Consider the following 25,332-nt stretch of genomic DNA (forward strand, 5'->3'; position numbering starts at 1 on the left):
GCCGATTCGAATCTTGTCAAATGTTTTTCTCAAATTTAGGAGCAGGAGAGATGTGGAATGAATGAATTGGTTCTAGGGTTTAAGGAAATGGATCATGCGGAGCTTTCGCTTGTAGGCGGAAAAGGATTTAATCTGGGCGAATTATCAAAAATGAATGGCATAAGCGTACCCGAGGGCTTCTGCGTAACCACGGAAGGATTTCGCAAAGCCACTGAACCGAATGAAGCGTTTCATGCTCTGGTGAACCGGTTAGCGGCGCTGACGCCCGGGGATCGGGATCTCATTCGCGAAATCAGCAGCGATATACGCCAGACGATTAGGCGGATTGAAATTCCCGGGGAGGTTGTGGCAGCCGTTACTCATTACCTCATTCCGTTTGGCGAGGAGTGCGCCTTTGCCGTACGGTCCAGCGCAACGGCGGAAGATCTGCCGCATGCCTCTTTTGCCGGACAACAGGACACATATCTCAATATTGTCGGCAAAGAAGCGATCTTTGCGCATATCAGCAAGTGCTGGGCCTCCTTGTTCACGGAACGCGCGGTTATCTACCGGATGCAGAACGGATTTGACCACAGTCAGGTTCATTTATCCGTTATCATTCAGAAGATGGTTTTCCCTTACGCCTCCGGAATCATGTTTACCGCGGATCCCGTTACGGCGAATCGCAAGGTTCTGTCCATTGATGCCGGATTTGGGCTTGGAGAAGCGCTGGTCTCCGGTGTGGTATCCGCCGATTGCTACAAAGTGCAAGAGGAAAAGGTCGTCGACAAGCGGATCGCAGCCAAAAAAATCGCAATATACAGCCAAGAGAATGGCGGAACCGAGACGCAGTCCATCGACCCTCACCGGCAGAAGCAACAGGTCCTTACGGAAGAACAAATCCTGCAATTAGCGCGGATCGGCAGACGGATTGAAGCCTATTTCGGCTGCCCGCAGGATATCGAATGGTGTCTGGCGGAAGAGACATTCCATATCGTTCAGAGCCGCCCCATCACTACGCTGTATCCGATCCCTGAAGCCAATGATCAAGAAAATCATGTTTACGTCTCCGTTGGCCACCAACAAATGATGACGGATCCGATCAAACCGTTAGGCTTGTCTTTTTACCTGTTAACGACTCCCGCGCCAATGCGCAAAGCAGGCGGAAGGTTGTTTGTTGATGTTACCCGAATGCTTGCTTCGCCGGATAGCAGAGAAAGGCTATTAAACACAATCGGACAATCCGAACCGCTCATCAAGGACGCTTTAACAAAGGTAATCAAGCGTGGAGACTATATCCGGCCCGTATCGGTCGAAACTTGCGAACCCCATCCCGGCCAAAGCCAAAAAGCCGCGTCGCCTGCAAATACGCAAACAGAATCGCAGCTTGAACCCGGCGTGGTTCCCATTTTGATTAAAAATAGCGAAGCCTCAATTGAAGAGTTAAAGCAAACGATCCGGACGAAATCCGGCGCGGATTTATTCGATTTTATCGTGGAAGATATCCAGCAGCTGAGGAAGGTTCTATTTAACCCGCAAAGCATTCAAGTCATTATGGCGTCTATGAATGCCTTAACCTGGATTAATGAGAAGCTTTACGAGTGGTTAGGCGAAAAAAACGCGGCGGATACGCTTTCCCAATCGGTACCGAACAATATTACCTCGGAGATGGGACTGGCGCTTATGGATGTCGCGGACGTCATACGTCCATATCCGCAAGTCATTGAATATTTACAGCGGAATAAAGATGATTGGGATGGACTGGTCCATGTTGAGGGAGGGAGGCCGGCTCTAAGCGCCATCCATGATTATCTCGGCAAATACGGCATGCGGTGTCCCGGAGAAATCGATATCACCAGAACCCGTTGGAGCGAGAATCCGGCTGCTCTTATTCCCGTCATTATTACGAACATTAAAAACTTTGGGCCAAATGCCAGCAGCCGCAAATTCGAGCAAGGACGGCAGGAAGCTCTGGCTAAGGAACAAGAGATATTGGAACGGCTCAGGCAATTGCCGGATGGCGAGCTTAAAGCGAGCGAAACCAAGCAAAGGATTGACCAGATCCGGAATTATGCCGGTTACCGGGAATACCCGAAATACGGAATGGTTAGCCGCTATTTCGTATATAAACTGGCAATTCTGAAGGAAGCCGAAAAACTCGTGGAAAAGAACGTCATTCAAGAAAAAGAAGATGTTTATTATCTGGATTTTGAAGAGCTTAAAGAGGTAATACGGACAAATCAACTGGATTACCGGCTCATCAGCAAGCGTAAAGACGATTATAAGCGGTATGAAAAGCTGACTCCGCCACGCGTGATGACATCTGACGGCGAAATGATAATAGGTGAATACCGGCGCGAAAATCTGCCGGCCGAGGCTATCGCGGGGTTAGCGGTGTCCTCCGGACTTATAGAGGGCCGGGCACGCGTCATCCTGAACATGGAAGAAGCAAATTTGGAGGATGGGGATATTCTAGTCACTTCTTTTACGGATCCCAGCTGGACCCCTTTATTCGTATCCATCAAGGGTCTGGTCACGGAAGTGGGCGGACTGATGACGCACGGAGCGGTTATCGCGCGGGAGTACGGGCTGCCCGCTGTTGTAGCCGTAGAGAATGCCACAACTTTGATCAAAGACGGACAACGAATCAGAGTGAACGGAACGGAAGGGTATATCGAGATCTTGGGATGAATCCAATTTGCATAAATCTGATCGGAAATACACAATCTAGATTTAGCTTTTTGCAGAAAGGGTGATACCGGAAAATGTCAAACAACAAAAACTACAACCATAACCAACATGATCATACCGATAATAATGATCAACGGCAAAATAGCGTACATGGCGGCGAGAACCGCAATGGGCGTCTAAGCCAAATTAAAAATAGCAATCCCAATGGCGATGAAATTCAAAATGAGTTCTTGAGCGATAAGGAATTATAGCCCTCGAGAAAAATAACAAGGAACAGCAGCCGGTTTGGCTGCTGTTTTTTGTTGCGGGCGGGTTCGCTGCTTAAAAGGAGCGTGAAAATAATTCCAATTTGCTGGGGGGCTTGCATCTAGAACATATGTTTGGTATATAATAAATAAGAACAAACGTTCCTGGCGGGGTGATAGCGATTGGAGAGATTTATCGGCAAAGTGGTACAGCTGATTTATGTGGATCGGAAGCGCGAGGTAAGCATACGCGATGTACGCGTGATATCGGTTAAGGCTGGACGGCTGAAGGCGTATTGCTTCCAGGCGCAAGCCATTCGTATTTTTAATCTCGGTGGAATCGTTGATATTGAGATCGCGCGAAAGAAAGAAGGGGCTTAACCTGTTGAACGATACGGAGCGGAAGCTGCTCAGAATTCTATATAATCGAAACGGCCATCAGAATACGCGTATTTCTATTCCGGAACTAGCGCGTTTCGCACAAAGGGAAGTTGGCCAAATCCGAAAGGCCCTCGAGAATTTGCGCGAGGAACGGTTCATCGAATGGGAAGATTCGATGGATTACGCGCGGGTTATTCCCGGATGGCTGCAATCGCGTTAAATACGAACAGCCCGCTTCTTGTGAGCGGGCTGTCGATATTCCGGCAAGCTTTTTATTTGCCGTTAAACGCGCTAAGCATCCAAACATGTTTTTCGAGCTTGGCATGGATGGCAAGCAGCATGTCCGCCGTTGTTTCGTCGCCGTCTTCCTCGGCGTCCTCCATTCCTTCCTTAAGCTCGTCAATAACGAGCGAGAAGTCTTTAATAAGCTGGTCTACCATCTGTTCGGCCGTTTCCTTGCCGCTGGCTTCCTTAATGGCGGATTCCTTCAAATGGTCGCTCATCGTAGCGATCGGCTGGCCTTTTACCGCAAGCAGACGCTCCGCGATTTCGTCGACATGCAGCGCCGCTTCCTCATAGAGCTCCTGGAATTTTACGTGCAGCGTAAAGAACTGCGAGCCTTTAACATACCAGTGATAGTTGTGAAGCTTCGTATAGAGAACACTCCAGTTCGCGATCTGGCGGTTCAAGTGTTGTTGGACGGTTTTCGTTGTTTTTGTAGTCATGGTTCATTCATTCCTCTCGAGTTTAATATATGAATTCTGGTTATTTAATAAACAGAAAAACAGGCATTGAAACAACAGCGTTCTATTTACTCGCGAACATCCGTTTGGTATAGTCGATTCAATAGGAAATCGCAAACGGCGAAGGGCGTGGAGAGGCTATGACAAAAACCGTGCAACTATCCGTGCGTGCGCTTGTTGAATACGCATATCGGAGCGGGGATATCGATACGGCTTTTAGATCTGCCGTCGCGCTTACGGAAGGAACGAAAGCGCATCAGCATATTCAAAAGCAATATGGCGAGCAGGATGCCAAAGAGGTATACGTATCGGCGGAAATCGCTTGCCGGGAAATGCTGTTTGTTATCGACGGCCGTTGCGACGGCTTGCTGCAAACGGATGGCGGGCTGACGATCGACGAGATCAAATCCTCTTCCGGCAGGCTGCCCCGCCTTATGGAGGAGACGAGCCCCGTTCATTGGGCGCAGGCATACTGTTATGCCTATATGGTCGCGAAGGAGCGGGTGCTTGACGCGATCAACGTTCAATTGACCTACATGCATATAGATACCGGCGAATGCCGGCGCTTCGTGCGTTCGATGACCTTTGCGGAGCTCGAACGATTTCTGCTCGATACGGTTAACCGGTATTATCCGTATGCCGCAATGAAAAATGCTCATGCGGAAAAACGGGATGCCAGCATCAAGAAATTGGCTTTCCCTTTTCCGTCGTATCGTGAAGGCCAGCGCAAACTGGCTGCTTCCGTGTACCAGACGATCGTGGATGGGCGCATGCTGTTTGCGAAGGCGCCAACCGGAATAGGCAAGACCATGTCAACGCTGTTTCCGGCAGTAAAAGCAATCGGGGAAGAACGACTGCAGCGGCTCTTTTATTTGACAGCCCGCACGACAACGCGCACCGCTGCCGAAGAGGCGCTTAAGATGCTAGGCGAAGGCGGCCTTCATCTCCATACCGTTACGTTGACGGCAAAAGATAAGGTATGCTTGAAAGACGAGGTACGCTGTTCTCCCGAGTACTGCGAATTCGCAAAGGGTTATTATGACCGCATAAACGGCGCCATCCTGGATATGCTGGGCAACGAGACGTCCATGACGCGCGAAGTCATTGAGCGGTATGCTTATAAGCACCATGTCTGCCCGTTCGAATTTTCGCTTGATGCCGCTTATGCGGCGGATGCGGTCATCTGCGATTATAATTATATTTTCGATCCGCGCGTAAACCTGAAGAGACTGTTTGAGGAGCAGAAACGGAAGACGGCATTATTGGTTGACGAAGCGCATAACCTTGTCGACCGGGCTCGCGAAATGTATTCCGCGGAGCTTCGGAAGGCCGATTTTCTTGCTCTGCAGCGCGCAAGCAAAACCGTCCGTCCGCTTGTGTACAACTCGGCGAAAGCAGTAAACCAGTATTTTATCGCTTTGCGCAAATCGATGGAAGAAGACGCAACCGGCAGGAACATGGAGCGCTACCTTCCGGAGCAATTGCTTGAACAGCTGGAAGCCCTTGCCCAAGCGGCAGAAGAGCAGTTGGCGCTAGGGGACCAAGATCCCTTATTGCTGGACGTCTATTTCGGAGCTCAACAGTTCTTGCGCATAGCCAAGCTGTACGACGAGCGGTATGTCACCTACGCCGAGAAGGACAGGAATGACGTTCGCCTGAAGCTGTTTTGCCTTGATCCGTCGCATCTGCTTCGGCTATACGCCAAAGGCTACAAGGCGCAGATTCTGTTTTCCGCTACGTTATCTCCGCTTCATTACTTTATGGACATGCTTGGCGGGGATGCAGAAACGGATTACGCCGTCGCTATTCCGTCTCCGTTCTCGCCCGAGCAGCTAGATGTCCGAATCGAACGGCTGTCGACCCGCTACCAGGATCGCGAACGGACCTTGGATCGGGTTGCCGGATTATTGCATTCCATGGTTGAGCGGCATCGAGGCAATATTTTTGTGTTTTTCCCGTCTTATGCCTATATGAATGGCGCGTACGAACGGTTTATGGAGCGGTCGCAATCATCCGAAGGGACGAAGGCATTTACGGCGATCGTCCAAACGCCTTCTATGTCCGAGGAGGAGCGGGATGCCTTTTTGGCAGCCTTTGCGCCGGGAAATAAAAGCGCGCTGGTCGGCTTCGCCGTTATGGGAGGCATTTTCTCGGAAGGCATCGATTTGGTGGGGGACCGTCTTACAGGCGTGGCTATCGTTGGGGTAGGATTGCCACAGGTCGGGCTGGAAAGGAACATTATCAAAGACTATTTCGACCGCCAAGGGAAGAACGGATTCGAGTATGCCTATGTGTTTCCTGGCATGAATAAAGTGCTGCAGGCCGGCGGTCGGCTCATTCGTTCCGAGAACGACCGGGGGACGCTATTGCTCATCGACGACCGTTATGCGCAGCCGCAGTATGCCAGGCTTTTGCCTCCCGAATGGAGCAGGAACTAAGCGGCAGCTGATGTTTCAAATCCGTCCGAGCGGTCTAAGAAAAAGGCAGCAACGTTAAAGGAGGAATGGACATGCCCTGGAACAAAGACGACTATCCGGAGTCTCTCAAAAACTTCATGGCTCCAATCCGCAACAAAGCGATAGATATAGCTAACGAGCTGCTGAAGGATGGCTATTCCGAAGGCCGAGCGATTTCCATCGCAACCGCGAAAGCCAAGGAATGGGGAGAGCATCACGATAAGCAAATCCGCAAAAAAGGCCATTGATGATTTAATCGCATAAATTTATGGATTAGCCGCTAAGTGAAGCGGCTTTTTTTTTGTCCGGCCCGCACTGGGAGGGAACAATTTACTAAGAGAACTCCAAATTCGTGCATGCTACAATTAAAATTACAACTAATTTACAACTTGGAGATAAGTTACTCTACCTTTTTCGTCTATCATAATAGGGTAGGCCTTAATATCTGGAGGTATGGAATGGAGCATATTATCATCATTGAAGATGACCCGGCAATTTCCGATCTGATTAAGCTGAATCTTGAATTAGCCGGCTATGGCTGCCGGCAGGCATATTGCGGACAAGAAGCTGAAAACCTATTGGCGGAATTCGCTCCGGATCTGGTGCTGCTGGACATCTCCCTTCCCGATATGGAGGGGTACGAGCTATTGGAGCGATTCAAGCGAATTGAAGTACCGGTTATCTTTCTTACGGCTCGCAATGCTCTTGTCGATAAGGTAAGAGGATTAAAAATGGGAGCGGATGACTATATCGTCAAGCCATTTGAAGCGATGGAGCTGCTCGCCAGGATCGAAGCGGTCCTTCGCCGTTTCGGGAGGAAAAACGACAGCTTAAACGTCGGCGGCCTCGAAATTCATTTGGAGGAGCGAATGGTCAAGAAGGAAGGCGTACTCGTTGAATTGACCATGAAGGAGTACGAGCTTCTTCTCCTCCTTATTAATAACCGCAACAAAGCTCTTTCCCGCGAAAAAATTCTCGAGCTTGTCTGGGACTATGAGTATAGCGGCGAGACAAGAACCGTCGACATCCATATTCAAAAGATTCGAAAAAAACTGGGCTGGGAAGAACGGATTAAAACCGTCTATAAATTCGGATACCGGCTTGAGGTTATCTCATGAAGCTCTGGCTGAAGGTTTTCTGGTGCACGTTCTTGTTATTCGAGGTACTGTTTAACGCCTCTTCCTTTTACCTCATCAAGCATAATTTTAATCAAAACCTGGTGAGAGAGGTCGACAGGGGGTTGGCCGACCGGCGTATGCTGTCCGATCAGATCGAGGCGAACTGGTTGTATATCAACAACTTGAATCAGCTTTTGAATACCGCCAAGGACGATGCGGGCGATTTCTTGCAGCGCAACGCAACGAAATATTTAAGCTCTTACGACCCGGACAAGGTATCCATAGAAATTAAAGATGGCGGCGGTCAAACGGTATATACCAATTACTTCGACAACATCTCCGAACAGAGACCCGAGCTGGAGGTTAATGATCCGTCGGATACCAAATACATGATTCGCGCCGTTGGCCACAAAAGCGTTTTGTTTGCCACGGGCTTAATCCAGTTGAACGGCCAAAACTTCAAGCTCACGTACATTCAGGACTTAACCGACATTTACGAGGACAAGAACGCGCAAATCCGAAATTTCTTCAAGCTCAATATCGTGATTGCCATCGTCCTGGCAGCCGGTTTGTACGGTATAATCCGGTTTCTGACTCGTTCCGTCCGCATGCTCGCCAAATCCGCGCAAACGATTGCTTCCGGCCAATATTCGCATCGTGTCAGCGTGTTATCGAAGGATGAAATCGGCTTGCTGTCCGAACAGTTCAACATAATGGCCGGGGCGATCGAAGAGAAGGTAAACGCCTTGGAAATGACCGCAAGGAATAAGCAACGTTTTATTCATTATTTAACGCATGAGTTAAAGACGCCTCTGACATCCATTATCGGGTATGCCGACTTTCTAAGAGCAACAACTTATAACGAAGAGGTATTTTATAAATCTCTCAATTATATTTACGGAGAAGGGAAACGGCTTGAAAGCCTGGCTTTCAAGCTTATGGACCTCATCCTTGTCGAAAATCATCAGCCCCGCATGACCGTTGAGGAGATGGGGCCGGTTCTGGAAGCTACTTTGCAATTCATGAGACCGCAGCTGGAAAAAGGTCAGATTCACCTATCCATGGCTGTGGAACCCATTCGTTTGCGGATGGAAAAAGATTTGATTCATATTCTCATCACCAATTTGATCGACAATTCCATTAAGGCATCAAAGGCCGGAAGCAGCATGGGGATCCGCGGGTATCGTAAGGAAGATTTCCGATATGTCATCGAAGTGCAGGATGAGGGCATCGGAATACCCGACAAAGATATGGCGAAAGTGCTTGAGCCTTTTTTTAAAGGGGATCCGATCCGCCCGCATACGTATCATGGCGCCGGCTTAGGGCTTGCGATTAGCTCCGAAATCGTCCGTCTTCACAAGGGAGAAATCCATATTCATAGCCGCCCGAACGAAGGAACCATTGTCCAAATCGTCCTTCCCGGATTAAACAACTAATTTACAACTTGCCGATAGTTTGGAAATATGACGCTTTTATAATGAAGTTGCAAGTAGGAACTGCGCACTCCAAACGCAAATCACATATCCGGAGGGAATAACATGAAACTTCTTGAAACAGTCAAAAACAAAAAAATAACCGGCACAATCTTGGCATCGGCGCTTGTGATCGGAAGCTTCGGCACCATTACCGCATTCGCGGCAAACGGGAGCGACGCGATTCCGAAAAACACGGTCATTACGGCATCCGCGCCAGCTGAATCGCCGGTCGTCGCGGATATAACCCAAGGTACTATCGAATACAGCAAGGATACTTATTCGAGAACCGACGGCAGTCAGAACTTTACCTTGGAGCACTGGTTTGATCCGCAAACGAAGGATTTCAGATCGGATCTCATGGAATACTCGTCCGAGCATCAGCTGGTGCGTTATCAAAGCACTTACTATCTTAACGGCTTTAACGAATTGGTCGTCATTCAACGGGACAAGGACGGTAAACCGTTAAGTGCAAAAACGCTTCAAAGATCGGATGATCCTACGGCTTTCGAAAAATTGGACCAAAAGAATCTCGCTTTTAGCGGGGTGAAGAATAATTACAAAGCCAGCTACTGGACTTCCGTTGGCACTGAACAAGCTGCGGATGGAAAGACCTTGAATAAGATTATGGACAGCTATCAATCCTATATCGATGACAATACGCAAGCTAATATGCAGTACGTTGTGTATCTCGATCAGGAATCCGGCCTTCCGGCGAAAGAAGAGCTTTATGAAGATTCCACGGGTACATTCAAGCTCTTCAGTTCCGATACGAACGAATACAAATACGTTGCAAATGACAGCTCCATCTTCCATGAAGACGGGGTAACGCCTACCCCGGTCAAAACCGGTGCCGAAGCATTCGCCAAATAATGCCGTTAAGCCCTCGCCGTAAAGGTGAGGGCTTTCTTGGATGTATTTTTTTCCAGATATTAAGAGATACTTTACCTGAGTATTTGACGTATAGGAGAGGAGTAACCATGAGCATTCAACGCATTATAATAATTGTCCCTCTCGTTTGTTTTCTGATTCTGTCTTCAAGGTCATATGCAAATGCTGATCCGAATCCTAAATTAGATGCACTTGAGAAAGCGATGTTGCAGGAACTAAACCCCGTGATAAAGAGCTCGCTTCAGCAAATTTATAACGAAAGATATCCTCAATTTAATGGAGAGAGGATCATTTCGATCAATGAACATTTTACGATAAAAAAGAACGGCAGCCGCACCCTCCCTGTTGATGCCATTCACGGGGCGCAATACTTTGAAATAGAAGTAGAGCTGAGCAGGCCTGACGGAGAACGCATACAGCTCTTGTTAAAAAATGACGGCCCCGACAACAGCTATGCGTTGAAAGCTTATAAAATAATAGCAGCTCCGTAATATCTGATGCCGCGTATATCGCGGCATTTTTTTGTTGAATCCGCTTCACGATTTCATGCGCAGGGTATATATCTAAAAATTCACGTTAAATAGAATGCGAGTGTGATTTGCTATGGATTACGGAATGATATCAGTGAAGCTCATCACGGGTTTCTTTGGCCTGTGGTTCATGACCAAGCTGCTCGGCAAGAAGGAGATTTCCCAGCTGACGCCGTTCGACTTCGTCTCGTCGCTAATGTTAAGCGAGCTTGTGGGAAATACGGTCTATGACCGCGATGCGCATTTCTCGATGCTCTTATACGCCCTCGCATTATGGATGGCGTTATCGCTAGCCTTGGAGAAGGCGGTTCAGCTTATCCCCGCTTTATCCATACCGCTAAACGGCAGACCTGATATCATCATTCGCGACGGCGTAATAGACGTTAAGGCAATGAAACGGAACCGTCTGGATATGCATCAGGTCGGGATGCTTCTGAGAGAGCAGGGAGTCTTCACCGTTCGCGAGGTTGCGTTTGCGGTATTTGAACCCAACGGAAGCCTTAGCGTGATGAAGAAGCCCGGCCAAGAGCCCCCAACTCGGGAAGAACTAGGTGTACCGGTGCCATCTACCGGACTTCCGCGTATTCTTATCGAACAAGGCAAGCTGCAGCGCGGCGAGCTTCGGGATATTGGACGCAGCGAGGAATGGTTGCTGGCTCAGTTGAAAGAACAAGGCATTGACCGCATCCAAGCCGTCTATTACGCCGAATGGTCGGAGGAGGAGGGCATGCATTTCCAGTTGAAAAAGTCTATAGGGTAAAATCTATCCTTTCAAATGGACATAACCGTGCGATTTATGGTGAAATGAAGTAGACAAAGAAGGCATTTCTACTCTAACAAAGAATACTATTATCGAATGCGAAAGTTAACGGACAAGGAGAGCGGAGACATGAGAATCGATCTTTCTGGAAAAGTAGCTTTGGTGACGGGGGCGACCGGCGAGCTTGGCCGAGTCATCGCGCGTACCCTCGCGGAGTGCGGAGCAGACATCGCCTTGCATTATCATAGTAACGAAGCAAAAGCGGCCGAACTAAAGAGCAGTATCGAAGCGATAGGAAGACGCGCGGTTGCGATTAAAGCGGACGTGACGAAGCAGGATTCTATCGCTGCGCTGCAACAATCCGTCGTATCGAGCTTGGGTCAGGCGGATATCGTAGTGGCAAATGCGGTCGTTCAGTACAAATGGACTTCCGTACTGCAGCAGCCGGCCGAGGACTATGCGAGCCAATTCGAGTCCTGCGTCATGCAAAGCGTGTATTTAGCAAAAGCGTTCATTCCTGCCATGATCGAGAAGAAGTCCGGCCGTTTCATCGGCATCAACACGGAATGTTCAATGCAGAACTTCCCGACGCAATCGGCTTATGTAGCCGGAAAAAGGGGCATGGACGGCGTTTACCGCGTGCTCGCCAAGGAAGTTGGCGAACATCAAATAACGGTCAATCAAATTGCTCCAGGCTGGACAATCAGCGAGCGCGAGCGTACGAACGGCATGGATGAAAGCGATAATTACATCAAGAACGTTCCACTAAAGAGACGCGGCACCGACCAGGAGATTGCGAATGCGGTCGCATTCCTTGCCTCGGATTTGTCGAGCTATATCACCGGGGCCTATATCCCCGTTAGCGGCGGCAATGTCATGCCGACGATATAAAATCGTATTTAAATGCAGTCGATCTAAAGAGATCGGCTGTTTTTTTATGGTCTTTTTTAATTATAGGCTTATAGAGGGCCAGAGGTGATGAAATCTGAGAAAGTGTTCAGACCAGATTGGCCGATGTCTGACTTTCAGGCTGCGTTAATGGCAATGTGATGAAATACGCGGTACCGACGCCTTCTTTGCTGCGCACCTCAATCTTGCCGTTCATGCCCCGAATGACGCTGAAGAGGACCATCGTTCCGAGACCGGTGCCTTTGTCTTTGGTCGTATAATAGGGTGCCCCAAGCCGTTTGAGCTGTTCCTCGTTCATGCCGATGCCGGTATCGGCAATCGAGATGGTGACGGTTTTATTCGGCTCGTTGACCGTGTAAGTCATGGTAAGCTTCCCCCCGTCGGGCATCGCCTCGATCGCGTTTTTACCGATATTGATAATGGCTTGCCTGAACTTGGATGTGCTGCCGTACACCGTCGCGTGTACCTTTAAGTCCGTCACGATCTCGACGTTCTGCATATTCGCGTAGGAACTTAAAATTTGAGCTGACTTGGAGAGCGCCTGATCCAGTTCAATTGGCTCGAGTCTCTCAATCTGTGGCTTGGCGAGCGATAAGTAATCGGAAATAATCGCTTCCGCCCGGTCCAGCTCCTCAAGCGTAATAGCGGAGAACTCTTTACGCTTACTTTCGTTTAGCCCAGGATCGGACAACAGCTGGATGAAGCCGCGCACGGACGTTAACGGGTTGCGTACCTCATGCGCAACGGATGCCGCGATTTCGCTGACGACCTTCATTTTCTCCGCTTGGATAATTTCCTCTTGCATCCGATTTTGCGTGCGAATCATCTCAATCATAAACACCAGCATAACCGCCATGATGCACTGCACGAGGATAATAGGCAGGCTTGGAACAAACGAAGACATAAAGAAGGTTTCCTTGCCTTCGAACAGGGCGTACAAATTGACGACCGATACGCGCATAAAGAAACAAACTCCGCAAACAAGCAGCATTCTTTGCTTGGCGCCGGCTTTTTCGTACATTTTAAATAGAAATAACAATACGCCAATTGTCGGCAGCAGGGAGAGGAAGTAATGAAATAGTTCGATGCCGCCTAACAGCTGCCTATACGCCAGCATGCTGCCAAATAAGAGCAGTGTCGTATAAATGCCGCCGTAGAGTGAACCGATGACAAGCGGAATGGCTCTAAAATCGAGCACCGAGTCGAGGATTATGACCGGAAACGTCATTGTAATGATAAGGGGAATCAAAAATAAAACGTAAACGAAAAACGGATGCTTACGTTTATAGAAGGGTCTGTAGAAAATCAAAGGCAGGAAAATGATAAAAGCGTTGAGGATAAAGTCGGAATGAGAGATCATGAGCTGTTCCTTTCGTGAGTGCTAGCCATTGTTTTCGAGAAAAGAACTGTCATTTCCTTCAAACCGGGGAGTTAATTTTATATGAATAATATGCCATGCTCGTTGGTTTGGTTTGTTGTTTTTTTCAAACAAATAAATCATATGCACTTTAACTAGATTAGAATTTCACTTGATGCAAAAAAGGCTGCCGCTAAGCCCGGCAGCCTTATTAAGCTATAGAACGGTTTAATTAAGGCGAAACCCGAATGGAATCAAGCAGCATGTACGTACCGGATTTCTTCACGGCTTTGAGCGTATGGCTTCCGCTTGCTAAGCCCGTTGTCTGGTAAACGACTTGATTAACCTGCCGGGCGGTACTCGACGTGTTGACCGTGGTCTGGAAGACGTTGTCAATATAGATGTCGACATTACCCTGGGACGCGTCTTTCTCCGTAATGAGCTCGACGCCCGTACCGGAGAACGTAAATTGTAAAGAATCGTTGTTCGTCTGGGTGAAATGCACGTCATTATTATAATCGCCGAAACCGCGGTTGCTGTTCAGCGACCAAGAGCCGGTGTAGACAATGGCAGGGTCAGTGTCGTTGTACTGAATGCGCGGGCTTTTGATTTTGAACTGGTCAAGCAGCATGTAAGTGCCGGATTTTTTCACGGCTTTAATTGTATGAGTACCGCTCGGAAGCCCACTGATGCTGTACACGGTTTGCTGCACGAGGCGCGAGGGACTATAGGTATTCACGGTTTGCTTGAAAACATTGTCGATGTAGATATCGACGTCGCCTTGGGACGAGTCCTTCTCCGTCACGAGGTCGATGCCTGTGCCGTTAAACGTGTATTGTACGGAATCGTTGTTAGTCTGCGTGAAGTGGACATCATCCTGATAGTCGCCGAAGCCTCGTGCACTGTTTAGCGACCAAGCGCCGGTATACGTGATGGCCGGATCCGTATCGTTCACCGGGAGCGGCGAAGCCACGTAGAAACGAAGCTTGTCAAACAGCATGTAGGTGCCGGATTTCTTGACAACTTTCACCGTATGCGTGCCGTTCGTCAGTCCGCTAATGCTGTACACGGTTTGCTGCGACTGCCTCACGCTGTTATAGGTATTGACCGTTCCTTTTAATACGTTGTCGATATAGACATCTACATTACCTTGATCGGGAGATTTTTCGGTGATCAAGTCAAATCCGGTGCCCCGGAAGGTATATTCAAACGCATCGTTATTCGTCTGAGTAAAATGCACGTCGTCCTGATAATCCCCGAGTCCGCGGTTGTAGCTGCGCTGCCAAGCACCCGTATATTTAACGCCCGTATCATCGTCATTAGCGGTCATGGAGCCGCCGGCAGCTGTCACTTTGAATAGCCGCGATGCATGAGACGGCAAATTAACGGAGCTGTATCCCGCATTAAACGTACCGAGTTCGCTGTGGCTCCACAAATCGCGTACCGTCCCCGCGCCGTTCAGGCCAATGTCGTTCCAGTTAACCGTCACCGTCGCCGCCGAGGCGCCAAGATTAAACAATCCTACCGTATACGTTCCGTCGCCGTTGTTGGCATACCAGACTTGCTGATTGGATGCGGTGGATACGGGATGAGCCGGCCTGCCCGCTTGGTTGACGGCGATCACTTCATCGTTCGTCAATAGCGACAGGCCAAAAGCGTCAAGGTTGGTCAAATCGTTGCCCGTATACAGCTGTGCCGAGGACATCGCCCACAGGGACATCGCCGTCTGCCGTTCGTCCTGCGTCAAACCGTCCATCGCGCCGTTGCCGACATTAAGCGAGTCGAAGTCGTTCCAGCCGCCCGGGCCAGCGTCCCGCCACCAGACAGCGGCATCCGGGAACAGCCTTGCGATGTTCGGCCAGCTCGTCAGCGCCGTATTAACGCAGTAGCATTCAACGTCCCAATCGACGCGCCACCCGTTGGCGTATTGCTTCCACGTATCGACGTAATTGTGGTCGAGCGCCCACGAGATTTCGAACCAGATCCCGCGCGAGCTTAATGCCTGCGACCAGGCAGCCACGTCGCCGCGGGCGTCGATCGAAGTATCGTTATGCCCGGAACCTGGGGTAACGCTGTCGAATTTCACGAAGTCGACGCCCCATGAATCGATCAGATCCACGATTGAATCAATGTACTTTTGCGCGCATGCGTTACTGAAGTCGATTTTGTAATCCAACCCCCAATAATCCGCGGTAGTGAGCGGTTGGACGGCAATGTCCTGCATCGAGCAGCCCGGCGCGCCGTAGATCGGAAGATCGGCGTTGTACGCTTGAGGGGAAAGTCCCGGAATGAAATACAGGCCGAACTTCTGTCCGTTGGCATGCACGTAATTGATGACGTCGGTCAATCCGTTCGGATAAAGCGTGGCGCTCGGCACGGGCCGCCCGTAACCGTCAAGGCCGCCATTCCAACCCGCATCCACGTTAATGTACTCATACCCGTGCGATTGCAGCTTCTGATGCATGGCGTCTGACTGTGCTTTAATTTGCGCCGCCGTGATCCAAGCGCCATTGCCGGAATACACCTGCATGCTGTAGCTGCTCCAGCCCATTAGGGGCTTTTGCGCTAATCCGTTATTTGCCGCTTCCGCGAAGCGCGGCTGCAGGAAGCCGTAACCTCCGAAGACAACCGTCAGAAGCAAGGCGAGTCCCAAGACAATCCCGCCTGCCGGTTTGACCGATGCAACCATTTTTGCGCCGATCCTCTTTACGAGCTTTGCTTTCATGAATTCTGCTCCTTTGCATGGATAGGATATAATCAAAAAAGCGAATCCCGCCGATTGAGGGGACATCAAGCAAGATAGCGCTTTCTTTGCTCCGATCATAGTAGCTTCGACGACTTTCGGACAAGGTACAGTTAAGCGCTTACAGGTACAATTTTCCTGATTTCGTTGAGAGAGGGGAACATTCGAGAAATTCCCAATCGGAATGGCTTTGCATTGCGCAACGATGTCAGGATCTCGGAAGATCGACCGATTGAATGAAGTCGTAAGCGAGCTTTAAATGCTAGCAAAGCCTTCAAACGAGGTCTGCGAGAAGAGAAACTTGGTACAACTGTAAACTCACGTTACTAGGTTGTTTGAATGGCAAACGAACCTGTACAATGTTCAAATAAGAAAAGTATGATACAGGCAGTGGAATCCCGCATGACGACATTAACGAGATTGGCAATCCTTTTTTCGCTACGAAAGAATCAGAAACAGGATTGGGATTACTAGTCTCGATGAGGATCATCCAGAATCATAAGGGGACGTTGCGAATCGAAAGGAGGAAGGCTCATGCGCGTGCTTTATGAAGCAGCTTCCGAAGAAGGTCGCGATGAATTTGTCGTAGGCGATGTAAACGAGCTCTTCGGAAAGAAGGGGAACTTCCGCGTGCTGCAATTTTCGGACTCGGCCATCCAGGGAGCGCTCGATTTAGACTATCCGGAGCGGATCGTGTTCGAATACCCGCAGGCGATTATTCATCTGCTGCAGCATAATCATCCGCGGCTGGAGCGCGTATTTCAGATTGGACATGGGATCGGGACGATTGCCCGGCATTGCCGTGGCGCACGGTTTAAGACGGCTGAGCTTGACGAGCGGATCATCCTGGCAAGCGAACGATTTTTTGGGTCCGCCGGGGAATCCGTCGTTCCAGGCGACGGCCGTTTAATTATGGAAGGCGAGGAAACGGAGACGTACGACGGCATCGTCGTGGATGCCTTCACGGATAGAGGCGTACCCCGGCATTTAACGACGGACCGTTTCTTTGCGACAGCGGCGGACAAGCTCGACGCCGGAGGGATGATCGTGCTGAACGTGACTGGCAAAGGCCCTGGGGACCGGCTGATCGGTGCCCTTCACGCAACGCTGCGGGAGTCATTTTCCTGCGTATCGGCTTTTATGCTGCAAGCGGACCGGGCGACCGAGGTAAGGAATATATTGCTAGCAGGAAGGAATCGCCCAATTGAATTCCGGACACGGGAAATGGCGGGCTTCGTCCCGTTCGAGCCCGCTCCCGGCCATATCATTCTGGAGACTGAATGTTTACTTGGTAACGACGAAAGAAGTAAGGAGTAAAGTTGGTTTCTGCGATTGACTTGATTGCAACGCTAACGTAAAATTTTGGTAGGTTCAATTATTGAGAATACGCTTGCTTAAAAGTAAGGGGATGAGGTATTCATGATTCATCAGCGTGAATGTCCGGTAGAAACCATTATTCATGTTCTAGGCGGCAAATGGAAGCCCATGATTTTATGGAATTTGATGGAATCCAAAAAAAGATTCAACGATCTGGAGAAGCTTATACCCGATGCTTCGCAAAAGATGCTTTCACAGCATCTCCGGGATTTGGAACAAGAAGGCATAGTCGATAGAACGGTTTACCCAACCGTCCCTCCCAAAGTAGAATATTCTCTTAGTGAGTATGGCAAAACATTGATCCCTGTAGCAGAGGTTATGTGTGCTTGGGGAGAAAATCACAATAATCGGAAATACGAAGAGTCGGCGTCGTAAACACGTTTTTTTACCAACCTGTACACGAATTAAATCAACTCCAGCAAAAGCTGCCACGGGATTCCGGGCAGTTTTTTTGCGGTCCCATCTCGGAACTCTGTCATGCTTACTTTTAAGTAAGTATCCTACTTTAAAGTGGGTTCTTAACATTGTTTTGAAGCGATGATAAGCTTGAGTCAACCAAATATTGGGACCCATTAAGAGGAGGAGAGAACATTGAAAATTATTGTTTTTGGAGCGACGGGGAATACAGGGAAAAGAGTATTGTTGCAAGGGATGCAAATGGGGCATGAAATGACCGCTTTCGTGCGAAACCCCGGGAAGCTTTCCGATCAACTAGGCGAGCATTCCGCAAGGCATGTGAAGGTAATCGCGGGCAATATGATGGATCCGGTAAGCGTTAGCGAGGCGCTCGCGCATCAAGATGCGGCTATTCTTGCAGCCGGCCATGCAGGCCAAGGGGAAGAGTTTGTTCAAATCGTCGATAACATTATTACCCAGTGCGAACAGCAGCCTGCTTTTTCCGGACGGGTATGGTTAATGGGGGGAGCCGGCCTGCTCGATATTCCCTACACCGATCTTATCGGCAACCATTTACCAGGCTTCCCGCCCGAGTTTATCAATCATAACCGGAATTTCGAAAGGCTGCGGCAGACCCGGCTCGATTGGTCCGTCATGTGTCCGGGAACCATGATGGATTCGAACGAGCATCCCGATTCGGTTCATCTGCAACCAACAACGGAAATTTTACCCATACCTATTGCGGAGACGATCAAGGGATATTCCGAGGCAGCTATCGCGGGTCACTTGTTCAGCCGCCTTCACGAATTGAATGTTGCGTATAACGATGTTGCAAAATGCATGTTGGACCATCTTGATCCAGGGGGCGAGTTCAGTAGAAAAAGAGTTGGTCTAGCCTATCAAAGCAAGGTGACTTTGAACGGAGGAGAAGGAGTATAATGCGATTGTTTGAAACCCTTCTCGTTTTTCATATCTTGGCATCGATCGCCATAATCGGCCCATCGTTCGTGCTGCCTATCATTCGAAGATCCGCTAGAACCCTCAGCCAACTGCACTTTGCTTTCAGCGTAACCACAAAACTTGCCCTTATGCCTAAAATTGGCGGTGCCGTGCTCATTGTAACCGGGATCTGGCTTATGATTATAACCAAGATGGGGTTAACTCAATGGTGGCTGAATGCATCCATCCTGTTGGCACTGCTTATGGTCGTCATCATTGACGGATGGATCGAGCCGCGCACGAAAAAAATCGTAAAGATCATAGCTGAAAATCAAAACCAAGATGATAAAATTCCCGCGGAGATCGCTTTGCTTATAAAAAAGCTCATCCCCATAGAGACGGCAGCGCAGCTGCTGATGATTGCCATATTGAGCCTTATGGTCGTTAAGCCCTTTTAATCAGATAAATGGCAGGAAACACGGATTGCCTGACGACAAGAACATCTATACAATGGAAGTCGCATGAACTGCGGCTTTCTTTATTTTTGGGAAAATCATAAAACTACAGTCAAACTACAGATTGCCATGCTATCTTGCTCGCGGGAGGAATACTTGTGGACATACGAATTTTACTGGTCGAGGATGACGAGCACATATGCAATACCGTCAAAGCCTTTCTAAGCGAAGCCGGCTATCAAGTAGATGCTTGCAAAGACGGGCAGGAGGCTTACGAATATTTCTATCGTCATAGTTACCAGCTGGTCATTCTCGACATCATGCTTCCCGGCATGAACGGCCATGAGCTCTTACGCGAGTTTCGCAAGCTCAATAATACGCCTATCCTGATGATGACCGCCTTATCGGATGACGCAAACCAAATCAAGGCGTTTGACGCGGAAGCGGACGATTATGTGACAAAGCCGTTCAAGATTCAGCTCCTGTTGAAACGCGTGGAAGCGCTGCTCCGGCGAAGCGGCGCGTTGGCAAAAGAAATACGTTGCAGCAAGCTGACGCTGCTGCCGGGTGATTTCAAAGCTATATACGGCGGCGTAGAACTGGCGTTGACGCTTAAAGAATTTGAGATTCTCCTGCTGCTTGTTCAGAACAAGGGAAGGACGATATCTCATGAAATCATCTTATCTCGCGTATGGGGCTATGATTTTGACGGCGACGGCAGTACCGTCCATACCCATATCAAAAACTTGCGGGCAAAGCTTCCAAAGAACATCATCAAAACGACTCGAGGCGTAGGATACCGATTGGAGGAAGAAACGCTTTGAAGAGGAGCGGAATTTTCATCAAAGTATTTCTTTACACCATCATTTTCTCGGCATTGCTGGTTGGCGCGACGGCAGCCCTGTTCTCGTCTCAGCTTATGACCTACTACTCGGGATTGCAATTGCAAAAAATCAGCAGCACCTACAAGCAATTAATAGACCGTTCGCATGGGGATGCCGACATCACCGAGATCGCCAATCAATTCCATGACCGAAACCAAACGTTTCGATTCTATATTACGGACGAACGCAGTACGGTCGTTTACGTAACGCCCGAGACGCATTCATCCGGCAGTTTGGCCGGCAAGAACGCCGTCGGCGAAAAATCTGCTTTTATCGTTTATCTCGGCAATGGTTATGTGCTTCATGTTTTCAATGACGACGTATTTTCCTTGAAATACGGCAACCTGATTGCGCGCGTGCTTGTTATGTTGTCTGCCATGCTTGCCGTCTGCGTCATAGGCGCATTCGTCTTTGCCCGGCAAATGACGAAACCTATCAAGACCTTGGCGGATAATACGGCCAAAATGGCCAATCTCGAAGAAGTACCGCCACTTCCGGATCGCAACGATGAGCTTGGCCTATTAGCCCGCGACGTACATTCCATGTACGACAGGCTGAAAATAACGATCTCCCGATTAGAGAATGAAATCTTAAGGGAACGCGAGCTGGAGGAAACGCAGCGCTATTTCTTCTCGGCGGCTTCCCACGAGCTCAAAACGCCTGTCGCGGCAACCAGCGTCTTGCTGGAAGGAATGCTGGCGAATATAGGAGATTACAAGAACCATCCCAAATACCTGCGCGAATGCCTGAAGATGATGGACGCACAGAGTAAAATGATTTCCGATATCCTGGAGATCGTCAGGCTGGACGACGGGAAAATCGTGCCCGTTCCCGAACAACTGGACGTTAGGCAAACGGTATCCGGCAGATTAATGGATTATCATGCCTTATCAGAAGCAAGAGGACAGCATATCGTGACGGATATTCCTGATGGGCAGACTTGTCTTGCCGACCCTAACATGTTGGAAAAGGCGCTTTCCAATATTCTATTAAATGCGGTTCAGAACACGCCGGACGGCGGCGAGATCCGGATCTATAGCGATCCTGCCCTTGGCCATTACCGACTTTGCGTATTGAACAAAAACGTGAGGATTGACGATACCGTTCTTCCGAAGCTATTTGAGCCGTTCTATCGAGAGGATAAGGCGCGTAGCCGGAAAAACGAACGAAGCGGCTTGGGATTGGCCATTGTCCGCAAAACGTTGGATGCAATGAACATTGATTTTGCTTTGGAAAACACGCCGGAGGGCGTTCTGTTCTGGATGAACTTGCCGGCGGTAACGAAGGACGGTATAAAGGAGATATGATGAGGACGCGAGAACGAATAGAATCCGTTTTTTTATACGGTGTTTTTATCTGTTACAGCCTTTTGTTGCTTAAAATATTTTTCTTATCGCGGGTTTCGATTCCCGAGATATTTGACAGCCACAGGACTATCGTAAGATCAATCAATTTCATTCCGTTTTACAGCATAAGCGAATTCCTCGCCGGCCATTCCGCGAACGCAAGAACTTTCGCCTTTGGCAACGTGGCAGGCAACATCTTTTTATTTATTCCTCTTGGCGTATATATTTCCTTATTCAAGAACGATAAAAGAGTTACAAGCCTACTGTTGTTTCTATTTATTGCGAGTTTAATGGTTGAAATTATTCAAGGAGCATTAGGCATCGGCATAGCGGATATTGACGATGTCATTCTAAATAGTCTTGGCGGATGGATAGGAATTATAGCGTATAAGGCTATGCTGTTTATCGTGCGGAATGAAAAGAGAGCGCGGAGTGCCATTACCGTTCTGTCTGTTGTCATAGGCTTGCCGGTTATCTATTATTTCTTGTTCATGATAAGAATGAAACTTTGAGTAAATTGCAAAAAGAAGCCTGCAGCCCGCTTGTGAAAGCGGTAGCTGCGGGCTTCTTTTTTCTAGCGGGGCGGGCGCGCTGGGCGCTTGCCCTTGGCAGGGATAGAAGGCTTACGCGCTAATATTTTCGGGGCTAGCCTCTTTAGTCGCCGCTCGGGACGCCGCGCCGAAGCGGAAATAGCCGAAGGCGGAAGCCGACATAACCGCGGCGACGGCAACGCCGGCGGCACCGATCCAGGTGACAGCGGTCAGCGATGCGCCTTCCACGACTACGCCGCCGATTCCTGCGCCGGCAGCCATAGCCAACTGTATGATGGAGCTGTTCAGGCTAAGCATAATGCTGGTTGCTTCCGGCGCCAGCGAGATCAGATGGTACTGTTGAGTAGGGCCGGACGACCAAGCGGAGAAGGACCACAGCATGAGCAGCGGAAACATCAGCCCCGGTGAATGGGCGGCGAACGAGATCACGATCAGCCACGCTGCGTGAAGCAGCATCCCCGTCACCAGCGTGCGCTTGAAACCCCAACGATCCGTGCCGAAGCCGCCAAGCTTGGAGCCGATCAGACTAGCGATGCCGAACGCAAGCAGCGCGATGCTGACGAATCTTTCGCTCATGCCCGTAATATCTAGGAGAAAAGGGGAAATATACGTGTAGGTGATGGAATAGCCGCCGAGCCAGAAGAATGTAATGCCAAGGGCGACGGCAATTTTCGGATTTCTGAACAGCCTCAGCTGGTCGCGCAGCGGTACAGGCTGTTCGCCGTCCGTTTTAGGAATCGCGAAGGCGATGAGCAGCAGTGCCAGCAGTCCGAGCAGACCGATGCCTCCAAAGACCACCTTCCAATCATAAGCGGAAGCAATCAGACGACCGAGCGGTACGCCGACGATCAGTGCCGTACTGAAGCCCATGACAAGCGTGGCGATGGCGCTGCCTTGCTTCTCCGCCGGTGCCAGCTTCGCGGCGACCGTAAGCGCCGTGACGACGAATACGCCGCTGCTGAGCGCCACGATTACGCGGGAAACGAGGAGAGCGCCAAAGCCGGAGAACAAATAAGCCGCGGCATTGCCGGCAATGAATACAGCAAGCGCGTAGATCATCAGCTTTTTGCGGTCTACTTTTGCGGCAGCAGCCATTAGGAAGGGGGTACCGAACCCGTAAGCAAGCGAGAACACGGTGATTAACTGACCCGCGGCTGCGACTGAGACGCCGATATCGTCGGATACTTTATCCAGAATGCCCGCAATAATGAATTCGGACGTGCCGACAAGAAAGCTGACCAAAGCCAGCATATAAATTTTCGCTTGATAAGACAAACGTTCCATCTCCTTCTCCATCTATCTCTTTGTTTAATGTTTTTATATTTCTAGATTTATCGAAATATTCCTCAAAAAAAATGCGGCTACCCCAGAAGATACGGGGCATATTTCCGCGCGACTTCTTTATTAACGCTGTAATAAATGTACGTGCCGTCTTTGCGCAGCGTGAGCAATCCGCATTCCGTAAGCTGCTTCAAGTGATGCGACAGCGTGGAACCGGCAACGGACTCAAGCTTATTGCTGATATCGGAGCAGCAGAGATTCATTTCTTCCGTAAGAAGCATCGCTATTTTGATCCGGGTCGGCTCCCCGAGTGCTTTATAGACTTTCACGGCTTGCTTAACTTCCTCGTTATCCTCGACCATGGGTTCTCACCGCCTTTAATTTATATTTCGAAAACTGTGGAAATAAGAATAACACAACACGGAAGTCGTTGTAAATGGGCAAAACGAGCGGGACTCTTAAGCGGCCCTGATAATTTCGAAACTTTAGGCAAGTATAACCATGTATAAAGCGTGGTTGAATGCCAGCAAGGAGGATCATACATACAGCCATGAAAATAAACCGTTTACGCCGAATCTTGTCCCTTGCTTTATGTCTGGGAGCGCTTCTTATGCTGATTGGCTGCTGGGATCGCCGTGAAATCAATGACGTTGCGTTTGTATTGGCAGGTGGGGCAGATAAGGAAGGCGACCTTATTCGTATCAGCGTGCTTATTCCTCTTACCGGAAATATGGGGACCGCGAACAGCGGGGGCGGGGGCGGCTCCGGCGGGCAGAAGCCCTACACCATTAAGACGGAGACGGGCAAAACAGTGAGCGAGGCCGTGTCGAAGCTGCAATACCGCTTGCCGCGGCATCTGTTCTTTGGCCACCGGCGAGTAATCATCATTGGCGAGGAACTTGCAAGAACGGAAGGGATCGATTTGGTTATTGACGCAATTACCCGTACGCCCGAGAAGAGATTCTCCACGTTTATAGCTGTTTCCGAGGGCCGAGCCCTTGACCTGCTTGAAGCCGATACACGCCTTGAACGTTTTTCCGCAGAATCGATGAGGGAGCAATTGCAATCGGAAACAAGCACTCATATCAACCTAATGGAGATTATCTCTAAACTGGTCACCGTAGGTCAAGATGCCTATTTCCCTTATTTACAGAAGGTGAAAACCGAAATAAAGGGACAGGAATCCGAAGACATCCGGAGCGAAAGTTTTGTTCTGTTTCATGATGGGCGAATGACAGGGAAATTGGAAAGGGATGCGGCCTTAGGTTTCAGGCTTCTGAATCAATCCATCCGTAATTATGACGAGACCGTTATTGTAGACGGAAGTTATCTAACGGTAACGATTAGTCATGCGTCAACAAGCATTACGCCAATTGTCAAGAATAATGAATTGACGTACCGCATCCACTCTTCCGTGAAGGTGAGCGTTAATGAAGATCGAAATCTGGCACGAAATTATGACGATCCGGAGCAACGGAATCGAATTGAGCGGAACATTGCTCGGCACGTGGCCGATAATATCAATCTGGCCATTCATAAAATGCAGCAAAGCAATAGTGATGCCATCGGATTTGGTTTGCATGTATATCGGGCTTATCCGCATATATGGAACACCAAATACCGAAAAGACTGGAACGAGATATTCCCCACATTAAAATTCGAAGTAACCGGAGAAGCCAACTTGTTCCGATTCGGCATGAGCAGCGAGAACCTGGGTAGAAAAGATCGCTAATGTTCGCTCATTCAGCAATACCGATCTGCGCGCTGGTGCGCGGACACGCATAGAACAAGTACGTTTTAAGCAATCAACAAATAATCATGCAAAACG

General features: G+C 49.3%; 26 protein-coding genes and 1 pseudogene. 22 read left to right on the plus strand and 5 right to left on the minus strand.

The annotated features are described in order from the left end of the window. Positions 1 to 57: 57 nt before the first annotated feature. The 4 genes from ppsA to EV294_RS19250 all read left to right on the plus strand — a co-directional run bounded on the left by ppsA (position 58) and on the right by EV294_RS19250 (position 3,516). Positions 58 to 2,670 carry a phosphoenolpyruvate synthase gene (gene ppsA, locus EV294_RS19240; protein WP_132309664.1) on the plus strand — a complete coding sequence of 871 codons (2,613 nt, stop codon included), beginning with the start codon at positions 58 to 60 and terminating at the stop codon, positions 2,668 to 2,670. 74 nt (positions 2,671 to 2,744) lie between these two features. Then, complete coding sequence (locus EV294_RS30365) at positions 2,745 to 2,921, plus strand: hypothetical protein (RefSeq protein WP_165930740.1); 177 nt, start codon at positions 2,745 to 2,747, stop codon at positions 2,919 to 2,921. Positions 2,922 to 3,098: 177 nt separating this feature from the next. Next, positions 3,099 to 3,296, plus strand: coding sequence for a WYL domain-containing protein (locus EV294_RS19245; protein ID WP_132309666.1), 198 nt, complete (start codon positions 3,099 to 3,101; stop codon positions 3,294 to 3,296). Positions 3,297 to 3,300: 4 nt separating this feature from the next. Further along, a complete protein-coding gene (locus tag EV294_RS19250; protein ID WP_132309668.1) occupies positions 3,301 to 3,516 on the plus strand; it encodes a hypothetical protein in 216 nt (71 codons plus the stop codon). A 52-nt stretch (positions 3,517 to 3,568) separates the two neighbouring features. On the opposite strand, the gene EV294_RS19255 is transcribed toward EV294_RS19250, so the two are convergent. Continuing rightward, positions 3,569 to 4,021 (minus strand): Dps family protein, encoded by a 453-nt coding sequence (locus EV294_RS19255; RefSeq protein WP_132309670.1) that lies wholly within the window; start codon positions 4,019 to 4,021, stop codon positions 3,569 to 3,571. 158 nt (positions 4,022 to 4,179) lie between these two features. Here EV294_RS19255 and EV294_RS19260 point away from each other — a divergent pair, with 158 nt between their 5' ends. The 8 genes from EV294_RS19260 (at position 4,180) to EV294_RS19295 (ending at position 12,157) form a co-directional block, all read left to right on the plus strand. Further along, the gene (locus EV294_RS19260) at positions 4,180 to 6,477 is read left to right on the plus strand and encodes an ATP-dependent DNA helicase (protein ID WP_132309672.1); all 2,298 of its coding nucleotides are present in this window, start codon (positions 4,180 to 4,182) and stop codon (positions 6,475 to 6,477) included. Between the two features lie 71 nt (positions 6,478 to 6,548). Further along, on the plus strand, positions 6,549 to 6,743 hold the full coding sequence (locus tag EV294_RS19265; protein ID WP_132309674.1) for a DUF2188 domain-containing protein: 195 nt from the start codon (positions 6,549 to 6,551) through the stop codon (positions 6,741 to 6,743). A gap of 210 nt (positions 6,744 to 6,953) precedes the next feature. After that, positions 6,954 to 7,613 (plus strand): response regulator transcription factor, encoded by a 660-nt coding sequence (locus tag EV294_RS19270; protein ID WP_132309676.1) that lies wholly within the window; start codon positions 6,954 to 6,956, stop codon positions 7,611 to 7,613. Next, complete coding sequence (locus tag EV294_RS19275) at positions 7,610 to 9,049, plus strand: sensor histidine kinase (protein WP_132309678.1); 1,440 nt, start codon at positions 7,610 to 7,612, stop codon at positions 9,047 to 9,049. The genes EV294_RS19270 and EV294_RS19275 overlap by 4 nt, the downstream gene beginning before the upstream one ends. A gap of 102 nt (positions 9,050 to 9,151) precedes the next feature. Then, entirely contained in the window at positions 9,152 to 9,958 is an 807-nt protein-coding gene (locus tag EV294_RS19280; protein WP_132309679.1) for a hypothetical protein, read from the plus strand. Positions 9,959 to 10,065: 107 nt separating this feature from the next. After that, positions 10,066 to 10,467, plus strand: coding sequence for a hypothetical protein (locus EV294_RS19285; RefSeq protein ID WP_132309680.1), 402 nt, complete (start codon positions 10,066 to 10,068; stop codon positions 10,465 to 10,467). A 124-nt stretch (positions 10,468 to 10,591) separates the two neighbouring features. Continuing rightward, complete coding sequence (locus EV294_RS19290) at positions 10,592 to 11,266, plus strand: YetF domain-containing protein (protein WP_243711712.1); 675 nt, start codon at positions 10,592 to 10,594, stop codon at positions 11,264 to 11,266. A 129-nt stretch (positions 11,267 to 11,395) separates the two neighbouring features. Further along, positions 11,396 to 12,157 (plus strand): SDR family NAD(P)-dependent oxidoreductase, encoded by a 762-nt coding sequence (locus tag EV294_RS19295; RefSeq protein ID WP_132309683.1) that lies wholly within the window; start codon positions 11,396 to 11,398, stop codon positions 12,155 to 12,157. Positions 12,158 to 12,263: 106 nt separating this feature from the next. Here the strand turns inward: EV294_RS19295 and EV294_RS19300 are convergent, their stop codons facing one another. Both EV294_RS19300 and EV294_RS19305 read right to left on the minus strand, forming a co-directional pair. Further along, a complete protein-coding gene (locus tag EV294_RS19300) occupies positions 12,264 to 13,535 on the minus strand; it encodes an ATP-binding protein (protein WP_132309685.1) in 1,272 nt (423 codons plus the stop codon). Positions 13,536 to 13,764: 229 nt separating this feature from the next. After that, positions 13,765 to 16,257 (minus strand): glycoside hydrolase family 27 protein, encoded by a 2,493-nt coding sequence (locus EV294_RS19305; RefSeq protein ID WP_132309687.1) that lies wholly within the window; start codon positions 16,255 to 16,257, stop codon positions 13,765 to 13,767. 410 nt (positions 16,258 to 16,667) lie between these two features. Here EV294_RS19305 and EV294_RS19310 point away from each other — a divergent pair. The 9 genes and pseudogenes from EV294_RS19310 to EV294_RS30910 form a co-directional block, all read left to right on the plus strand. Next, a pseudogene (locus EV294_RS19310) lies at positions 16,668 to 16,826 on the plus strand (ATP-binding protein); the annotation flags it as partial. Next, positions 16,810 to 17,592 (plus strand): spermidine synthase, encoded by a 783-nt coding sequence (locus tag EV294_RS19315; protein ID WP_132309689.1) that lies wholly within the window; start codon positions 16,810 to 16,812, stop codon positions 17,590 to 17,592. The pseudogene EV294_RS19310 and the gene EV294_RS19315, both read left to right, overlap by 17 nt. Positions 17,593 to 17,694: 102 nt before the next feature. Beyond that, entirely contained in the window at positions 17,695 to 18,027 is a 333-nt protein-coding gene (locus EV294_RS19320) for a winged helix-turn-helix transcriptional regulator (RefSeq protein ID WP_132309691.1), read from the plus strand. A gap of 216 nt (positions 18,028 to 18,243) precedes the next feature. Then, the gene (locus EV294_RS19325; RefSeq protein WP_132309693.1) at positions 18,244 to 18,987 is read left to right on the plus strand and encodes an NAD(P)-dependent oxidoreductase; all 744 of its coding nucleotides are present in this window, start codon (positions 18,244 to 18,246) and stop codon (positions 18,985 to 18,987) included. Continuing rightward, positions 18,987 to 19,445 (plus strand): DUF2269 family protein, encoded by a 459-nt coding sequence (locus tag EV294_RS19330; protein WP_132309695.1) that lies wholly within the window; start codon positions 18,987 to 18,989, stop codon positions 19,443 to 19,445. The genes EV294_RS19325 and EV294_RS19330 overlap by 1 nt, the downstream gene beginning before the upstream one ends. 155 nt (positions 19,446 to 19,600) lie before the next feature. Further along, the gene (locus tag EV294_RS19335) at positions 19,601 to 20,266 is read left to right on the plus strand and encodes a response regulator transcription factor (RefSeq protein WP_132309697.1); all 666 of its coding nucleotides are present in this window, start codon (positions 19,601 to 19,603) and stop codon (positions 20,264 to 20,266) included. Continuing rightward, a complete protein-coding gene (locus EV294_RS19340) occupies positions 20,263 to 21,633 on the plus strand; it encodes a HAMP domain-containing sensor histidine kinase (RefSeq protein WP_132309699.1) in 1,371 nt (456 codons plus the stop codon). Before EV294_RS19335 ends, EV294_RS19340 begins: the two co-directional genes overlap by 4 nt. Continuing rightward, positions 21,633 to 22,184 carry a VanZ family protein gene (locus EV294_RS19345; RefSeq protein ID WP_132309855.1) on the plus strand — a complete coding sequence of 184 codons (552 nt, stop codon included), beginning with the start codon at positions 21,633 to 21,635 and terminating at the stop codon, positions 22,182 to 22,184. The genes EV294_RS19340 and EV294_RS19345 overlap by 1 nt, the downstream gene beginning before the upstream one ends. After that, a complete protein-coding gene (locus tag EV294_RS30910; protein WP_279513595.1) occupies positions 22,181 to 22,306 on the plus strand; it encodes a hypothetical protein in 126 nt (41 codons plus the stop codon). Before EV294_RS19345 ends, EV294_RS30910 begins: the two co-directional genes overlap by 4 nt. On the opposite strand, the gene EV294_RS19350 is transcribed toward EV294_RS30910, so the two are convergent. Together EV294_RS19350 and EV294_RS19355 are read right to left on the minus strand one after the other, a co-directional pair. Continuing rightward, positions 22,296 to 23,498: an MFS transporter gene (locus EV294_RS19350; RefSeq protein WP_132309701.1), complete on the minus strand. Its 1,203-nt coding sequence runs from the start codon at positions 23,496 to 23,498 to the stop codon at positions 22,296 to 22,298. The genes EV294_RS30910 and EV294_RS19350 overlap by 11 nt on opposite strands. A gap of 86 nt (positions 23,499 to 23,584) precedes the next feature. Then, complete coding sequence (locus EV294_RS19355) at positions 23,585 to 23,866, minus strand: ArsR/SmtB family transcription factor (protein WP_132309703.1); 282 nt, start codon at positions 23,864 to 23,866, stop codon at positions 23,585 to 23,587. A 188-nt stretch (positions 23,867 to 24,054) separates the two neighbouring features. Between EV294_RS19355 and EV294_RS19360 the strand changes: the two genes are divergently transcribed. After that, positions 24,055 to 25,236 carry a Ger(x)C family spore germination protein gene (locus EV294_RS19360; RefSeq protein WP_132309705.1) on the plus strand — a complete coding sequence of 394 codons (1,182 nt, stop codon included), beginning with the start codon at positions 24,055 to 24,057 and terminating at the stop codon, positions 25,234 to 25,236. The last annotated feature ends 96 nt before the right edge of the window (positions 25,237 to 25,332 follow it).

This window comes from Paenibacillus sp. BK033 (assembly GCF_004345425.1).
Lineage (GTDB): Bacteria > Bacillota > Bacilli > Paenibacillales > Paenibacillaceae > Pristimantibacillus.

Excerpts from the sequence above, each read along its gene's own strand:
- ppsA (WP_132309664.1), top strand. The coding sequence starts at position 58 with ATGAATGAATTGGTTCTAGGGTTTAAGGAAATGGATCATGCGGAGCTT.
- EV294_RS30365 (WP_165930740.1), top strand. The coding sequence starts at position 2,745 with ATGTCAAACAACAAAAACTACAACCATAACCAACATGATCATACCGAT.
- EV294_RS19255 (WP_132309670.1), bottom strand. The coding sequence starts at position 4,021 with ATGACTACAAAAACAACGAAAACCGTCCAACAACACTTGAACCGCCAG.
- EV294_RS19260 (WP_132309672.1), top strand. The coding sequence starts at position 4,180 with ATGACAAAAACCGTGCAACTATCCGTGCGTGCGCTTGTTGAATACGCA.
- EV294_RS19265 (WP_132309674.1), top strand. The coding sequence starts at position 6,549 with ATGCCCTGGAACAAAGACGACTATCCGGAGTCTCTCAAAAACTTCATG.
- EV294_RS19270 (WP_132309676.1), top strand. The coding sequence starts at position 6,954 with ATGGAGCATATTATCATCATTGAAGATGACCCGGCAATTTCCGATCTG.
- EV294_RS19275 (WP_132309678.1), top strand. The coding sequence starts at position 7,610 with ATGAAGCTCTGGCTGAAGGTTTTCTGGTGCACGTTCTTGTTATTCGAG.
- EV294_RS19280 (WP_132309679.1), top strand. The coding sequence starts at position 9,152 with ATGAAACTTCTTGAAACAGTCAAAAACAAAAAAATAACCGGCACAATC.
- EV294_RS19285 (WP_132309680.1), top strand. The coding sequence starts at position 10,066 with ATGAGCATTCAACGCATTATAATAATTGTCCCTCTCGTTTGTTTTCTG.
- EV294_RS19290 (WP_243711712.1), top strand. The coding sequence starts at position 10,592 with ATGATATCAGTGAAGCTCATCACGGGTTTCTTTGGCCTGTGGTTCATG.
- EV294_RS19295 (WP_132309683.1), top strand. The coding sequence starts at position 11,396 with ATGAGAATCGATCTTTCTGGAAAAGTAGCTTTGGTGACGGGGGCGACC.
- EV294_RS19300 (WP_132309685.1), bottom strand. The coding sequence starts at position 13,535 with ATGATCTCTCATTCCGACTTTATCCTCAACGCTTTTATCATTTTCCTG.
- EV294_RS19305 (WP_132309687.1), bottom strand. The coding sequence starts at position 16,257 with ATGAAAGCAAAGCTCGTAAAGAGGATCGGCGCAAAAATGGTTGCATCG.
- EV294_RS19315 (WP_132309689.1), top strand. The coding sequence starts at position 16,810 with ATGCGCGTGCTTTATGAAGCAGCTTCCGAAGAAGGTCGCGATGAATTT.
- EV294_RS19320 (WP_132309691.1), top strand. The coding sequence starts at position 17,695 with ATGATTCATCAGCGTGAATGTCCGGTAGAAACCATTATTCATGTTCTA.
- EV294_RS19330 (WP_132309695.1), top strand. The coding sequence starts at position 18,987 with ATGCGATTGTTTGAAACCCTTCTCGTTTTTCATATCTTGGCATCGATC.
- EV294_RS19345 (WP_132309855.1), top strand. The coding sequence starts at position 21,633 with ATGAGGACGCGAGAACGAATAGAATCCGTTTTTTTATACGGTGTTTTT.
- EV294_RS19355 (WP_132309703.1), bottom strand. The coding sequence starts at position 23,866 with ATGGTCGAGGATAACGAGGAAGTTAAGCAAGCCGTGAAAGTCTATAAA.
- EV294_RS19360 (WP_132309705.1), top strand. The coding sequence starts at position 24,055 with ATGAAAATAAACCGTTTACGCCGAATCTTGTCCCTTGCTTTATGTCTG.